Source organism: Sphingomonas sp. BL-S-29 (assembly GCF_055521495.1).
In genome coordinates this window covers 233,707-248,123 of the sequence record NZ_CM145482.1, presented here as the reverse complement: position 1 = coordinate 248,123, position 14,417 = coordinate 233,707, and the positions used below count along the sequence as shown (strand labels likewise).

Genomic DNA, 14,417 nt, shown 5'->3' with positions numbered 1-14,417 from the left:
TGCGGCCTGCGGTGCGGGACCGGCCTCCGCCCGCCTGATCGACCGCCTGTCGAGGCCGCATCGGGCGGCATCGCATCACTTGAAGGAGGTTATCATGGCACAGATCGGCAGCTTCACCCGCGGCGAAAACGGCGTCTACACCGGCGAAATCCGGACCCTGACGCTTCGCGTCAAGGCGACCATCCGGCCCTGCGAGCGCGACAACGACAAGTCTCCCGACCACCGGGTCAGCGCGAACGGCGTCGAGTTCGGGGCGGCCTGGACCAAGGCGGCGCGCGAGACCGGCGCGGAATATCTGAGCCTCAAGCTCGACGATCCGTCGTTCCCGGCGCCGATCTACGCGACGCTCAGCCAGGGCGACAACGGCGAGCACAAGCTCATCTGGTCGCGCTGAACCGGATGCCCCGCGCGCCACCGCGCGCGGGGCACGAGCGGTGAGCCGGATTTGCCATAGCTCGCGAGAGACCTTGCAGGCGGGGGCGTCTGCACCGTCAGCTTACCGTCGCACGGGACCGACAGGCCCGTGCCACCCGGCATAACCCACACCGTTCTTACCGGCGAAGGCGAGCCCCGCGCGCTCCGGCGCGCGGGGCATTCCCGCTTCTTGACGGCGGGTGTGTCGAAAACGCGGGTCGCGATTCCGACACTCCCCGGCCGGTGTCGCGCCCGCCATTCCCGGTGTCGGCGACGGCAGATCGCCGTCCCTTTCGGACACGGACAGGCAGAATGGACAGCGACGACGACATCTCCCGCGCCACCCGCGCGAAACGCGGCTCCCCCTACCTTAATACGGACCAGGCGGCCGCCTATCTGAAGTTCTCCAGCCGGCTGCTGAAGCGGCTGCGGCGCGCCGGCAAGGGGCCGGTCTTCCGGCTGCACAGCCGCTTCGTTCAATATCATATCGACGATCTCGACACCTGGTCCGAAGCGCAGGCGGTCGGGGAGAAAGTCCATGACTAGGCGCACCGAACGCGGCCCCCAGCTGCCGCTTCTCGCCTGGGGCGATCAGCTCCGCGCACAGCGCGCGAAGCGCCGCCAGCTCGGTCGCCGCATCGCGATCATCGGCGCCGGCATCACGGTGCTGGGGCTGACGGCAGCCTTTCCCCCGGCACCACGCCTCGTCTGGAATTCCAGCGCCAGCGCGCCGATCGGCCTCTACGCAGTGATGCCGGGCGCCGAGGCCGATCCGGGTGACATGGTCATCGCGCGCGTGCCCGATCCGTGGCGCATGCTGGCCGCCAGCCGCCGCTATCTCCCGGCCAATGTGCCGCTGGTCAAACGTGTCGCGGCCGGGCCGGGCGACGAGATCTGTGCGCTTGGACCGGAGATCTTCATCAATGGCAGATGGGCCGCCGCCCGCCTCTCTGCCGATCCGCACGGCCGTCCGTTGCCCTGGTGGAACGGGTGCGTGCGCCTTCATGGCCACCAGTTCTTCCTGCTGATGTCGAGCAGTCCGGCATCGTTCGACGGGCGCTATTTCGGGGTGACCGATGGTACCCAGATCGTCGGCAAGGCGCGGCCGCTATGGACGCGCTGACCCGACTGGCGCCGACGATCCTGATGGTGGTCGCGACACCCGCTCACGCCGACGAGGTCGCGCGATGGGCGCCCTATATCGACGAGGCATCGGTCCGGTTCGGCGTTCCGACCAGCTGGATCGAGCGGGTCATGCGCGCCGAGAGCAACGGCCTGACCATCCTCAACGGGCGACCGATCCGCAGCCGCGCGGGCGCGATGGGCCTCATGCAGCTGATGCCCGCGACCTGGGCGGCGATGCGCGCGCGCCTCGGGCTTGGCCTGAATCCGGACGATCCGCGCGATAATATCCTGGCCGGCACCTTCTATCTGCGGCTCATGTACGACCGCTTCGGCTATCCCGGGCTGTTCGGTGCCTACAATGCCGGTCCCGGTGCCTATGCCGAATGGCTTGCGGGAAAGCGCCGCCTGCCTGGCGAGACGGTCGCGTATCTGGCAACGGTCGGCCGCGTGGTTGCGCCATCCCCGGGCGCCGAGGTTGCTGCTCCTCCGCCCACCCTTTTCGTGGTCCGGCGCGACGATCCCGGCCAGGGCGAAACCGCCAGTCCCAGTGAGCAGGTATCGTTGTTCGCGGTTCGGAAGGGTGTGCCATGATTGCGAGCGGTGGAGGGGCTCGTCTCGACAGACCCAGCATGACGGCTGCCGGAGCGCCTATCAAGGCCCGTGGGTGCCCCCCAATTTTCTTCGAAAATCGGTTCCCCCCACGTCCGCTTCGCGGCGCTCCGCTACGCTCCGCGGCCCTGACAGCCGCTCCGCCACCCGTCTTCTCCACGGTGTTCTCGATGGTGGGAACGCAAGCGATGGAGATGATCATGACCATGTTTCAACCCATTTCGGTGGCGTCGGATCGCGTGATGGCGGCGCTGGTTTCGGGGCTGGAAATCGAGTTCGGCCACGGTGTCGGGGAGGCTCTGGCGCATCGGTTCCTGGAGGCCGAGGAGAGTGATTTTCTCTGGGATGCGCGGGAGCAGGAGCGCTGGATCGGCACCTATGAGAGCACCGACGATGACGAAATAGACCTGGATCGGGTTCGGATTTTCGGGCGACTGGATGGCAGATGGTTCGTCGCGGTGATGATCGTCGATGGCGATGGAAACGCGCATGGGATGATGGGAAAGCGCGAGTTTGGGCGGCGCAAGCAGGCATTGGCGGCGTTCACGGATGCATGAGGAGCTGCGCATTTCGGGCCGGGGCGCGGTGCCGGGTCGGCATCGTGTCCTGGCCTTTGTTTTGAGCCGAGGGTGGGGAGAAGAAGGAAGAAGGCGAAAGCAAGAGAAAGGCAATGCCTCGCGGGCATTGCTAAGCGATTGTCTGCACATCGTTTTTTCACGAGACAGGCGGCGCTTCGCGCGAGACACGCTCGTGAGGAATGGCGAAAATCCGCCGTTTTCGCCGCAAAATTGCGAGACTTGGGGCGGTCGGTGAGCGAGGACGACGAGTTCACGCCCCGGCTCGGTCGGCAGCGTCAGCGGAGCGGCAAGAAGGCCCGGCTATACCTCGGCCGCGTCGTCGGCGCGGCGATCAGATCGGCCGAGAAAGGCGCGATCAGAAGCCGGCGGTTCGACGGCAGCCGGATCGGACGTGGTGCGAGCATGGGACGTCTTCTTTCCAGCCGCGATCGGTTCGGCGGCGCGCGCGCGCGTCGCGCGGTGGTGAAGACGCGCCTGGTCCGCATCGGCAGCAAGGGCATGCCCGCCACGCGTGCGCATCTGCGCTATATCCAGCGGGACGGCGTCACGCGCGAGGGCGCGCCGGGCGAACTCTATTCCGCCGAGCACGATAAGGCGGATGGCAAGGCCTTCCTCCAGCGCTGCGATGGTGACCGCCACCAGTTCCGCTTCATCGTCTCGGCCGAGGACGGCTCGGAATATCCCGATCTCAAGCCCTATGTCCGACGGCTGATGACGCAGATGGAAGCCGATCTCGGCACCAGGCTCGACTGGGTCGCGGTCGACCACTTCAATACCGCCCATCCGCACACGCACATCATGCTGCGCGGCGTCGACGACACCGGCCAGAATCTGATCATCGCCCGCGAGTATATCTCGCATGGCATTCGCGAGCGCGCGGCCGAGCTGGTGACGCTCGATCTTGGGCCTCGCACCGACCAGGAAATCGAGGCGCGGCTTCGGCATGATATCGGCGAGGAGCGGATGACCGCGATCGACCGGCGCCTGATCCGGTCGATGGACGCCAATCGCTTGGTCACATCGGTCGATCGCGACCCCTTCCAGCAATCGCTCCGGTCCGGGCGGTTGCAGAAGCTTGCGAGCATGGGGCTCGCCGAGAATGTCGGCGGTGGCCGCTGGCAGCTCGCCGAGGATCTGGAGGGGACGCTTCGGACGCTTGGCGAACGGGGCGACATCATCCGCACGATGCAACGCGAGCTGACGGCCCGGAGCCTCCAGCGGCCGTGGATCGGGCGGAGCCTGTTCGGAGCTGGGGAAATCGATCCGGAACCCGTCGTTGGCCGGGTGATCGCGCGCGGTCTCGCCGACGAGCACCTTGATCGCCACTATCTGCTGGTCGATGGCGTCGATGGGCATGCCCATTACGTCGATATCGGGCGCGGCGATGCCGTTGCACCGATCCCGGAGGGCGCGATCGTGCGGGTGTCGGCGCGAAGTCTGGAGGTTCGCGATGCCGACCGGGTCGTTGCCGAGGTGGCGGCGGCGAATGACGGGCGATACTCTACTGATTTGCATCTGCGGCATGACCCCTCGGCCACGCACGCGTTTGCCGAAACCCATGTGCGGCGGCTTGAGGCGATGCGGCGGGCTGGCGCCGGCGTCGAGCGTGAGGCCGATGGGACCTGGACGATCGCGGAGGATCATGTCGATCGTGCCGCCGCCTACGAGGCGCGCCGTCATCGGGACCAGCCGGTCGAGGTCGAGACCCTGTCGGCGCGACCGCTGGACCAGCTTCGTGGAGCCGATGCGGCAACCTGGGTCGATCGAGAGCTGGCATCACAGTCTCCGCTGCCGATCCGTGACGCCGGCTTCGGGCGCGAGGTCCGTGCGGCCATGGCGGGCCGGCAGCAGTGGCTGGTCGAGCAGCAGCTTGCGGATGTCGACGGCGATCGCATACGGCTTCGCGCCAACGCGATCATGATGCTTCAGCGACGTGAGCTCCTTCGTGCAGGCGATGAGCTGGCTGGTGAACTGGGCAAGCCGTTCGTCGAAATGCGCGCAGGAAACGCCATCGAGGGGCGATTGCTACGCCACGTTGATCTTGCCAGCGGCCGGTTTGCGGTCGTGGAGAAGAGCCGGGAGTTCACCCTCGTGCCGTGGCGACCGGTGCTGGATCGCCAGATCGGTCGGCCCGTCGCGGGGGTGATGCGCAGCGACGGGGTCAGCTGGAGCTTAGGTCGCGGACGAGGCGGGCCGCAGATTTCCTGATAGTCAGGTCTGGCCATCGACCGACGTGTTCCGGCGCACGCGAACGATCCCGGTATCGAGGTCTCCGACGCCATTGCGTACCCAGTCGACAATGCCTGCGGCGGTCGCTTCGATCTGTTGCCCGCGAAGGGCGCACTCCCAGACCTTCGCGGTCCGCCAGCCGAGTAGATGAAACGCGGCCTGAACCTCGGCGTCGCGCTCGACATTTCGGGCGAATTTGGCGCTCCAGAAATCAGAGTTCGAAGCGGGCGAGCTGCACCAGTGGCAGCCCTCGTGGCGGTGCCAGAAGCATCCATGCACGAATATGGCCGCCCTCCTCGACGGGAAGGCGATATCGGGCCGGCCCGGTAGATCGCGCGCGTGCAAACGATATCGAAGTCCGGCGCCGTGGAGCAGCCGTCGCAGGACGAGTTCCGGTTTCGTGTCCCTTCCGCGAATACCGGCCATCATCCGTGATCGTGTCGCACGATCAACTACATCCACCATGGTGCCGAGCCTGTCATTTCGCTGCAGAGGTGATAATCATCAGCCCTTTGCCTGTGAGTTCGAAAGCGCATGATTCTTGCCAACATATTCGGTCGTTGACATATTTGCAGGTCCCGGGGGACTGGCCGAGGGATTTTCAAGCGTTCCTGGGGCCGATGGCGGTCGAGCGTTCCACATCGCGCTCTCCATTGAAAAGGAATCTGCCGCACATTCGACGCTGCAGCTGCGCAGCTTTCTGCGCCAGTTCGGCGGCGCCCTGCCTGACGCATACTATCGTTACATCAACGACGGAGGCGACGAGCCTGACTGGGCGGCGCTCTACCCCGAACAGTGGTCGGCCGCACTCGACGAAGCCTGGAAGCTGGAGCTGGGCGACGAGGATCCCGAGATCCGACTCAACCCGAGGCTGGACGAGATCCGGGCCGAAAGTGGCGGGAACGTGATCCTGATCGGCGGCCCCCCTTGTCAAGCATATTCGCTAGTTGGCCGCGCCCGCAATCAGGGGAAGGAAGGCTATGTTGCCAGCGAGGACGGTCGGCATTTCCTCTATCAAGAATATATCCGGATCCTCGACAGGCTCAGGCCGGCGGCGTTCGTCATGGAGAACGTCAAGGGCATGCTATCGTCCTCGGTCGACGGGCATAACCGCATCTTCGATCAGGTTCTCCGCGACCTGCGCGGTGAGCGCGAGGGCGGAGAATCCTACCGTCTGATTGCGCTCGATCCCAGATCGCGACGCCAGCTCGACCTCGGCAGGATCGAGCCGACAGCGTCCGATTTCATTGTTCGTGCGGAGGACTTCGGTGTTCCCCAAGCCAGGCATCGTGTCATCGTCGTCGGTCTCAGATCCGACCTCGCCGAGGGCGTGCCCGACTCCTCACTCGCGGACCTTATGGTCCGGCACAACCTGACTGCCACGGTCGGCCATGTTCTCGACGGCGTTCCGAAGCTGCGGAGCGGCCTTAGCCGCGGGATCGACAGCAAGGACGAGTGGAAGCAGATCGTTGCTGTCGCGATGGCGTTCGTGGCTGACATGGACACCGGCCTGCCTGATCACGAGCAGATCGCTTTCACTCAGCGGGCATCCGCATGCCTTGCCTCCTTCAAGGGATTGAACGACGTTCCCGCCCGCGAAGCTCGCGGCGTGGGCATCTCGTCCGACTGCCCGACCGACCTTCGCGATTGGCTAACCGATCCTCGGCTCGAAACGCTGCCCAACCATGCAACCCGGGGCCACATGGCGAGCGACCTGGCGCGCTACTTCTTTGCCGCCGTCTTTGCCGAGGTCGCAGGGCGTTCGCCAAAGGCATCGGACTATCCGGAGGAGCTCGCACCGGAACACGAGAACTGGAATTCCGGAAAGTTCGCCGACAGGTTCCGGGTTCAGCTTTCAGGCGGTCCCTCGACCACTGTGACAAGTCACATATCGAAGGACGGGCACTATTTCATTCACCCCGATCCGCTGCAGTGCCGGAGCCTTTCGGTCCGCGAAGCTGCGCGGTTGCAGACCTTCCCTGACAACTATCTCTTCAAAGGCAACCGGACCCAGCAATATGTTCAGGTCGGCAACGCGGTGCCGCCCCTGCTCGCACGCTGGATCGGCGAGGCACTGTGGACCATCCTGAATGCAAGGGATGCCGCCGCGAATGCGGCAGCCGATACCAGAAGGCTGAACCGTGTCGGCTGACTATGATATCGCCAGTCCAGGTGCGGCGGAGCTGTTCGAATCCCTTCGGGCCTTCGGCTATGACCTCCCCACGGCTCTCGCCGACATCATCGACAACAGCATATCCGCTGAAGCGAGAAACATCTGGATCGACATGCAGTGGGATGGTCAGGACTCCCGGGTCCTGATCCGCGACGACGGCAAGGGCATGACGGAGGACGCACTTCGCCAAGCGATGAAGCCGGGAAGCCTCAGCCCTCTTGCGGACCGGGCGGCCAACGATCTCGGCAGGTTCGGTCTGGGCATGAAGACGGCATCGATCTCGCAGTGTCGCTGCCTCACCGTGCTCAGCAAGACCAAGGAATCGGAACCAGCGCTGCGTCGCTGGGATCTCGACTACATCGCGAACACCGGGACCGGCGAGTGGCGCCTGCTCAAGAAGATGAATCTTCTCACCGCGGCAGATCATGCGCTGCTCGCTCCGCAGAAAAGCGGCACGATCCTGTTCTGGGATCGCCTCGACACCCTCGTCGGCAGTGCAGGTAGTGACGACGAGGTTGCCCAGAAGCATTTTCGCGAGCGCGCCGACGCCGTGAAGCACCACCTGTCGATGGTGTTCCATCGATTCCTCAAGGGCCGGGGCTCGATCAAGATCCACATGAACGGCCGTGAAATCGAGCCGTGGGATCCGTTTCTGGAGGACGTCGACTTCACCGATCCCCAGTCGGCCGAACTGCTCGTCGCCGACGGCGAGAAGGTCGAGGTCAAGCCGTTCATCCTCCCGCATCACAGCAGGATTACGGCCGATCAGCATCAGGCGGCAGCCGGACCCAAGGGGTGGAACGCGCATCAGGGGTTCTACATCTATCGCAATCGTCGCCTGCTGGTGGCCGGCGACTGGCTTGGCTTGGGAATGCAGAAGGAGGAGCATTTCAAGCTCGCGCGCATCCGCATCGACCTTGCGAATTCCGCTGACCTTCAGTGGCAGATCGACGTGAAGAAGTCGCGGGCGCGGCCGCCTGCGGCACTTCGGCGCGACCTGCAGCGCATTGCGCGGACCGCCCGCGCCCGAGCTTCAAGCATCTACCGGCACCGCGGCAAGGTCATTCAGCGGCAGCTCGGCGACAAGGAGGCGTTCCTGTGGACGCATCTGACCAAGCACGGAAAGTCGTTCTACAAGATCAACCGGGATCATCCGCTCGTGCGCAAGGTGCTCGATGGCGCTGAGGAGCGCGCGCCGCTCCAAGCGCTTTTCAGCCTGATCGAGCAGACCATTCCCGCGCCCCTGATCGTCATCAACAATGCCGAGACGCCTGACGCCTTCGGGCAACCCTTCGAGGGAGCAGCCTCGGAGCTTAAAAAGGCGATGGAAGCCGTGTTCGATGCAATGGTTGAGGGCGGACGCGACAAGGCAGAGGCAGCCAGGGCATTGCTCGCCATGGAGCCGTTCAACAATCATCCGGAAATCGTGACGGCCTTTCTCGATGAAGTTGCACGCGCGGCAGCTGGCAAACCATAAGACAGACCTTGGGGGAAACGTGATGGCGGGGGGAATACCGGAACAGCTCTTGAACAGTGCCTATGGCACCGCGAACTCGCTGCTCGAACTTGAAACCCGCATCACGCAGGATGCGCTGGAGCGCACAGTCGACCTGGTGATCGCCATGCCGCCCTATCGCGATGTCGACCGCACGCGGCTGCTCCGGAAGCTCGAAGCGAAGAACAATACTCTGGTCAGCGGCTACTCGATCATCGACGACAAGGAGTTCAGTGCCTGGGTGAAGGTCGCGAGGGAAAAGCATCCGTTCGCCTTCTGGGAGCGATATCGCCACTGGATGGATCGCGGCAAGGGCTGGGCCACCGGTCCGCTCGTTCAGCTCGACCGGATGACGGACGACATTCTGGATCGACTTCGGGACCCTGAGACGGCCGGAAGCTGGGACCGGCGCGGCCTCGTGGTCGGCGACGTTCAATCCGGCAAGACCGGCAACTATACCGGGCTCATCTGCAAGGCGGTCGATGCCGGCTTCCCGCTCGTCATCGTGCTGGCGGGCGTTCACAACAGCCTCCGAAGCCAGACCCAGCTTCGCCTCGACGAGGGTTTCCTCGGCTTCGACACCAGGTTGAGCCTTCTGGCGGAGGACCAGGAAAACCAGCGCATCGGTGCCGGCAAGATGCCGAGCGCGCCGTTTCTCGTTGCCCACTCCCTCACCAGCAGCGCCGATGGAGGTGACTTCAAGGCCGCGACCGCAAATGGCACCCGCCTGATACCGGGCGGTCGGGATCCGATTATTCTCGTCGTGAAGAAGCGCGTCAGCATCCTCGAGAACCTGATCGCGTGGGTCCAGTCGGTTCGCGCCGTGGATGATCCGACGACACCCGGCGGCAAGATCGTCCGCGACGTACCCATGCTTGTCATCGACGACGAGGCCGACAATGCGTCAGCCAATACCAACGAGTTTCGCAACGATGACGGTACGATCGACGAGGACGCCGATCCGACCAAGACCAATCTCCTGATCCGTCGGCTGCTCGTCTCGTTCGAGAAGAGCGCCTATGTCGGCTACACGGCGACGCCGTTCGCGAACGTGTTCATGCATCATGAGGCGAAACACAAGATCGCGGGTCCGGATCTCTTCCCGCGCAGTTTCATCATCAACCTGCCGGCGCCGTCAAACTACATTGGTCCCGAGAAGGTGTTCGGCATCAATCGCCCCGGCGCTGACGGCGAGGCAAAGGGCCTTCCCATCATCCGTCGCATCACTGACGCGGCTGCGATCTTTCCGCCTGGTCACAAGATGGACCTTCCGGTTACGGACTTACCGGACTCCCTCAAGGAGGCGATGCTCGCCTTCATCCTCGTGTGCGCCGCACGGCGCGTGCGCGGTGACGTCAATGTGGACAATTCCATGCTGGTCCATGTCACCCGGCTCGTCGCCGTGCAGGACAAGGTCGCTGGCCTCGTCGACGACCATCTTGTCGATGTCGTGCGGCAGCTGGAATTTCCCGGCACCGGGGGAACGGCCCTTGCCGATCTTCAGGCACTGTGGAGGAAGGAATTCGCCGCGAAGTCGGAAATTCTTCAGGCGGCGCTTTCGGATCACGATCTGCCGCCGGTGGAGTGGAAGGACGTGAAGAAGCAGCTGTTCGATGCGGCAACCCGGATTCGAGTCCGCCGCGTCAACGGCTCGGCGAAGGACGCCCTCGACTATGCCGATCACCCCGGCGGCCTGTCGGTGATCGCGATCGGCGGTGACAAGCTCTCGCGAGGCCTCACGCTCGAGGGCCTGTCGATCAGCTACTTCATCCGCACGTCCAAGATGTACGATACGCTGATGCAGATGGGCCGCTGGTTCGGCTATCGGCCCAGGTACGCCGACCTCTGCAGGCTCTACACCTCGCCGACCCTCGTCCGCTGGTACAGGCACATCGCGACGGCCACGGCGGAGCTGCGCGAGGAGTTCGACCTAGCCTTCAACACCGGACAGACGCCGCTCCAGTTTGGCCACCGCGTCCGAACCCATCCAGACGGCCTTCTGATTACTGCGGCGAACAAGATGCGCGCCGGCTCACGCGTTCGGGCAGGGTTTTCGGGAACGATCTCGGAAACCGTGTCCTTCGAGCAGGCGCACGTGCAGCCCAACTTCAACGCCTTTTCCGATTTCCTGGACCGGTTGCCGAAGCAGGAGGGCCAAGGTCGCCAGCAGTGGGACGATGTCGATGGGAGCGATGTCGTAACGCTTCTTCGTCAGATCGAAACCTCCCGGGACTCATGGAAGGCGAATGCCCGCGCCCTCGCAGAATACGTGTCGAACCGGGTGACGGCGGGTCGACTGGGGAAATGGACCGTGGTGCTTGCAGGCAACGGGCGATCGAAGGTCTCCCGGAAGGTCGGTCCGTACACCGTGACCCTGACCGATCGCGAGCCCGACAAGCAGGACGGAAAGATCACGATCGGCCGTCTCGTCAGCCCGGCCGACGAATCCGTTGATCTCGATCGCGCTGCGCTGACAAGAGCCATGGAACAGACCGTGGCCGCATGGGAAAAGAAGCCGGAACCCAAGCGGGATCGACCTCAGACCGCCAGCGGACCGTTCATTCGCCGGCAGCGAAGTCCGAACCGAGGCCTGCTCATCATCTATCCCATCGACGCGGGCCTGCCGAATGATCTCCCGTTGATGGGTTTCGCCGTGAGCTTTCCCTTCGACGACGACGCCCCGCTCGTCGATTATGCCGAGAACAGTGTGAAGCAGCTGGAAAGCCTCTTCGAATGACGCCCGAGCGCATGATCGAGGCATGGCGGAGCCTTGGCGAGGAGCCGGCTCAACCCAGCGGAGTGCAGCGTGTGCGCCTCGACACCGAGGCTGCGGCGGATGTCTTTGCGTGCCTCTTCTGGCCTAGCGGGCGCCCGGGCCTGCTCATCGAAGGCGATGGAGCGTATCGTCCGGCGGGAGATCGCATCCCGGCCTGTCGGGGCGTTCGCACCGTCCACGAGGTAATCGCGACACCGAACGAGCGCACGGTCCTCCGCGTGATGCTCGAAGACGATCGGCTGCTCGACATCTTCGCCGTGCTTTCGGCGGACCTCATCGACGCCGCCATCGGGGAGACAACCGTTGCGGCTGCCCTTCGAAGGTGCATCGATCGCCTGTGCCTCTGGCAGGGTCTGTTCGAGCGCGTACCCGCCGAAGGCCTCTCGGACGAACAGCAGCGAGGAATGTTCGGAGAACTTCTGGTCCTTGAAACGCTCCTGCTGCCGCGGCTGGATGCGCTGGCGGCCGTGACAGCGTGGGTGGGACCGGACCCGGCACACCAGGATTTCATTCACGGCGGTGCCGCGGTCGAGGTGAAGACAAGCCTCGCCAAGCGACACGCGCGCATCATCATCGCAAACGAGAAGCAGCTCGACGAGCGTCCGCACAGCTCGCTGGTCCTGGCTCATCTAAGGCTGGACGAAAGCGCCAGTCTCGGAGAATCGCTGCCGGTCGTCGTCGCCCGCCTCAGGCAGCTGCTTGCGAGCGATCCGGCCGCCTCGCGGTTGTTCGATGATCGGCTGATGCTCGGCAGCTATCTCGATGTCCATGCGCCGATCTATCTTCCGAATCGGTGGCGTCTGTCCTCGTCACGCTACTTCCGCGTCGAAGGCGAATTTCCGCGGCTGACGGAGGCGAACCTGCCGCCGGGTGTCGGTGACATCCAATATTCGATCATCGCAGACGATCTCGGCCCGTTCGAAATCTCCGCCGCCGACGCAGCGGCTCTTCTGGAGGTCGCAGATGGCTGAAATCGACGATCTCCAGACCTTCGCCGTAAACATCCTTCAGGACGTGATCGCGCGCGCCGACGCCGCGGAGGATGGCGCGATGCGCGCCGAAGCCTTCGCCGAACTGATGTTCGAGCACCTGGCCGATGCCGGCGAGATCGACGACGGCATCCCATGTCCGGTCGAGGGGCGTGGCATTCGCTGCTCGGGATATTTCCTCTCCGAGGACAATGATCGGCTCGACCTGTTCCTTGTCGTGCCGCGGCTCGACGGGACCGCGAGCACGGTACCAAAGGCGGATATCGATGCGGCGTTCCGACGTGTCGGCACCTATCTGGAAAAGGCGCTCGGCGGGCTGCACAAGGAGCGGGAGGAGGCCCTCAAGGGCTACGACATGACACGGGCCGTGTGGGAGGCCCGCAGCGATCTCAGTCATGTGCGGCTCTTCGTCATCACCGACGGGCTCGCGACCATCGACCAGATCGAGAGCTTCATGATCGGCCCGATCGAAGTCTCAAGTCATCTCTGGGATCTTCGCCGACTTCACCGGGCGGTCTCAAGCGGAGCCAGTCGCGAACCCATCCACGTCGATTTCCCCAAGCTCGGCGGTGCTGTCCGCTGTCTCGTCGCGAGCCCGCCCGGAAGCGGATATCGCTGCCTGATGGCCGTGCTTCCCGGCAATCTGCTGGTGGAAATGTATCGGCTGCACGGGCCGAGACTGCTCGAACGGAACGTCCGGAGCTTTCTGCAGCTCAAGGGCAAGGTGAATCAGGGGATTCGCAAGACGATCATCGAGGAGCCCCAGATGTTCCTCGCTTTCAACAACGGTCTTTCCGTCACAGCGACCGGATTGAAGATCGTGGATCATGGTGACGGCACGGCCGACCTTCTGTCCGCTGACGACTTCCAGATCGTGAACGGCGGCCAGACGACCGGCTCGATCTTTCGGGCCTGGCGAAAGGACAAGGTCGATGCGAGCCTCCTCCAGGTTCCGGTCAAGATCACCGAGATTCTGAGTGATGGTGACGTCGAGGAGATCGCCCCGCGCATCTCCCAGTCGGCGAACAATCAGAACAAGGTCAACATGGCCGACTTCTCGTCGAACCATCCGTTTCATCGAAAGATGCAGGAACTGTCCCGATCGATCTGGGCTCCGCCGCTCAGCGGGATGCAGCGCCAGACCCGCTGGTTCTACGAACGTGCAAGGGGTCAGTATCACGATGCCCTTGCCGAGAATCCGACCGAGGCCGAGCGGCGCAAGTGGGAGCTTATCCACCCGCGCAACCAGCTCATCACGAAGACAGATCTCGCCAAATTTGAACAGACATGGTCGCAGCTGCCACACATCGTCAGCAGGCATGGCCAGAAGAACTACCTGGACTTCATGTTCGCGCTCGACCAGCGCGGGGCGTTCGAGCCCGACGAGCGATATTTCGAGCGGTGCGTCGCTCGCGCGATCCTGTTCAAACAGGCCGAGAAGATCGTTTCCCGCCAGAAGCTCGGCGGGCACCGGGCACAGATCGTGACCTACCTGCTGGCCTGGCTGTCTCATCATACCGCCAAGCGGGTGGACCTGGATGCGATATGGTCCGCACAGTCCATCTCCCCCGCGCTCGCGGCGTTCATCGAGATACTGAGCGTTCATGCCCAGGAGTATCTGACGGCGGCACCGGGCAACCAGGATGTCGGCGAGTGGAGCAAGAAGGAAGCATGCTGGGAAGGGTTTCGACAGATATCGGTCGAGATTCCTGCGGACGTCGAGGCGGGCCTGCTTTCGAGAGATCGAGCACATTCTGCGGGATCGACAAGCGTGCTCGAGGAACAGACCAGCGAGGCCGAGAGCCAGCAGGTCGATCGCGTCGCCGAGGTAGCCGCACAGACGTGGTTCGATCTGGCGGCGTGGGCAAAGGACACGCAGACACTCCAGCCGTGGCAGCGATCGCTCTCCTTCAGCCTCGGGCGCCTTGCTGGAGCGGGGAAGAAGCCGACGCGAAAACAGGCCGTGCACGGCGAGAAGATAATCGAGGAGGCCCGGTCGCTCGGCTTTCGAGGATGAGCGTCCGGCAAG

Annotated in this window: 12 protein-coding genes; 11 read left to right on the top strand and 1 reads right to left on the bottom strand. The window is 64.1% G+C overall.

Annotated features, from left to right (window positions below; translation table 11 throughout):
• Positions 1 to 94 precede the first annotated feature (94 nt).
• The 6 genes from ACZ1I2_RS01130 to rlxS all read left to right on the top strand — a co-directional run bounded on the left by ACZ1I2_RS01130 (position 95) and on the right by rlxS (position 4,934).
• Complete coding sequence (locus tag ACZ1I2_RS01130) at positions 95 to 394, top strand: DUF736 domain-containing protein (RefSeq protein ID WP_465175400.1); 300 nt, start codon at positions 95 to 97, stop codon at positions 392 to 394.
• A gap of 332 nt (positions 395 to 726) precedes the next feature.
• Complete coding sequence (locus ACZ1I2_RS01125) at positions 727 to 960, top strand: helix-turn-helix domain-containing protein (protein WP_465175401.1); 234 nt, start codon at positions 727 to 729, stop codon at positions 958 to 960.
• Positions 953 to 1,537 carry a S26 family signal peptidase gene (locus tag ACZ1I2_RS01120; RefSeq protein WP_465175402.1) on the top strand — a complete coding sequence of 195 codons (585 nt, stop codon included), beginning with the start codon at positions 953 to 955 and terminating at the stop codon, positions 1,535 to 1,537. Before ACZ1I2_RS01125 ends, ACZ1I2_RS01120 begins: the two co-directional genes overlap by 8 nt.
• Positions 1,525 to 2,130 (top strand): lytic transglycosylase domain-containing protein, encoded by a 606-nt coding sequence (locus tag ACZ1I2_RS01115; RefSeq protein WP_465175403.1) that lies wholly within the window; start codon positions 1,525 to 1,527, stop codon positions 2,128 to 2,130. The genes ACZ1I2_RS01120 and ACZ1I2_RS01115 overlap by 13 nt, the downstream gene beginning before the upstream one ends.
• 206 nt (positions 2,131 to 2,336) lie before the next feature.
• Positions 2,337 to 2,705: a hypothetical protein gene (locus ACZ1I2_RS01110; protein ID WP_465181554.1), complete on the top strand. Its 369-nt coding sequence runs from the start codon at positions 2,337 to 2,339 to the stop codon at positions 2,703 to 2,705.
• A gap of 252 nt (positions 2,706 to 2,957) precedes the next feature.
• Complete coding sequence (rlxS, locus tag ACZ1I2_RS01105; RefSeq protein WP_465175405.1) at positions 2,958 to 4,934, top strand: relaxase/mobilization nuclease RlxS; 1,977 nt, start codon at positions 2,958 to 2,960, stop codon at positions 4,932 to 4,934.
• Positions 4,935 to 4,937: 3 nt separating this feature from the next.
• Here rlxS and ACZ1I2_RS01100 read toward each other — a convergent pair whose 3' ends face one another.
• Positions 4,938 to 5,384 carry a very short patch repair endonuclease gene (locus tag ACZ1I2_RS01100; RefSeq protein ID WP_465181553.1) on the bottom strand — a complete coding sequence of 149 codons (447 nt, stop codon included), beginning with the start codon at positions 5,382 to 5,384 and terminating at the stop codon, positions 4,938 to 4,940.
• Between the two features lie 112 nt (positions 5,385 to 5,496).
• Between ACZ1I2_RS01100 and ACZ1I2_RS01095 the strand changes: the two genes are divergently transcribed.
• Genes ACZ1I2_RS01095 through ACZ1I2_RS01075 form a run of 5 tightly spaced genes read left to right on the top strand, consistent with a single transcriptional unit; the run spans position 5,497 to position 14,405 of the window.
• Positions 5,497 to 7,107 carry a DNA cytosine methyltransferase gene (locus ACZ1I2_RS01095; protein WP_465175407.1) on the top strand — a complete coding sequence of 537 codons (1,611 nt, stop codon included), beginning with the start codon at positions 5,497 to 5,499 and terminating at the stop codon, positions 7,105 to 7,107.
• Positions 7,097 to 8,605 (top strand): ATP-binding protein, encoded by a 1,509-nt coding sequence (locus ACZ1I2_RS01090; protein ID WP_465175408.1) that lies wholly within the window; start codon positions 7,097 to 7,099, stop codon positions 8,603 to 8,605. Before ACZ1I2_RS01095 ends, ACZ1I2_RS01090 begins: the two co-directional genes overlap by 11 nt.
• A gap of 49 nt (positions 8,606 to 8,654) precedes the next feature.
• Entirely contained in the window at positions 8,655 to 11,360 is a 2,706-nt protein-coding gene (locus tag ACZ1I2_RS01085; protein WP_465175409.1) for a Z1 domain-containing protein, read from the top strand.
• A complete protein-coding gene (locus ACZ1I2_RS01080) occupies positions 11,357 to 12,370 on the top strand; it encodes a PD-(D/E)XK motif protein (protein WP_465175410.1) in 1,014 nt (337 codons plus the stop codon). The genes ACZ1I2_RS01085 and ACZ1I2_RS01080 overlap by 4 nt, the downstream gene beginning before the upstream one ends.
• A complete protein-coding gene (locus ACZ1I2_RS01075; RefSeq protein WP_465175411.1) occupies positions 12,363 to 14,405 on the top strand; it encodes an AIPR family protein in 2,043 nt (680 codons plus the stop codon). The genes ACZ1I2_RS01080 and ACZ1I2_RS01075 overlap by 8 nt, the downstream gene beginning before the upstream one ends.
• The last annotated feature ends 12 nt before the right edge of the window (positions 14,406 to 14,417 follow it).

Excerpts from the sequence above, each read along its gene's own strand:
- ACZ1I2_RS01080 (WP_465175410.1), top strand. The coding sequence starts at position 11,357 with ATGACGCCCGAGCGCATGATCGAGGCATGGCGGAGCCTTGGCGAGGAG.
- ACZ1I2_RS01115 (WP_465175403.1), top strand. The coding sequence starts at position 1,525 with ATGGACGCGCTGACCCGACTGGCGCCGACGATCCTGATGGTGGTCGCG.
- ACZ1I2_RS01130 (WP_465175400.1), top strand. The coding sequence starts at position 95 with ATGGCACAGATCGGCAGCTTCACCCGCGGCGAAAACGGCGTCTACACC.
- ACZ1I2_RS01100 (WP_465181553.1), bottom strand. The coding sequence starts at position 5,384 with ATGATGGCCGGTATTCGCGGAAGGGACACGAAACCGGAACTCGTCCTG.
- ACZ1I2_RS01075 (WP_465175411.1), top strand. The coding sequence starts at position 12,363 with ATGGCTGAAATCGACGATCTCCAGACCTTCGCCGTAAACATCCTTCAG.
- ACZ1I2_RS01125 (WP_465175401.1), top strand. The coding sequence starts at position 727 with ATGGACAGCGACGACGACATCTCCCGCGCCACCCGCGCGAAACGCGGC.
- ACZ1I2_RS01110 (WP_465181554.1), top strand. The coding sequence starts at position 2,337 with ATGGAGATGATCATGACCATGTTTCAACCCATTTCGGTGGCGTCGGAT.
- ACZ1I2_RS01120 (WP_465175402.1), top strand. The coding sequence starts at position 953 with ATGACTAGGCGCACCGAACGCGGCCCCCAGCTGCCGCTTCTCGCCTGG.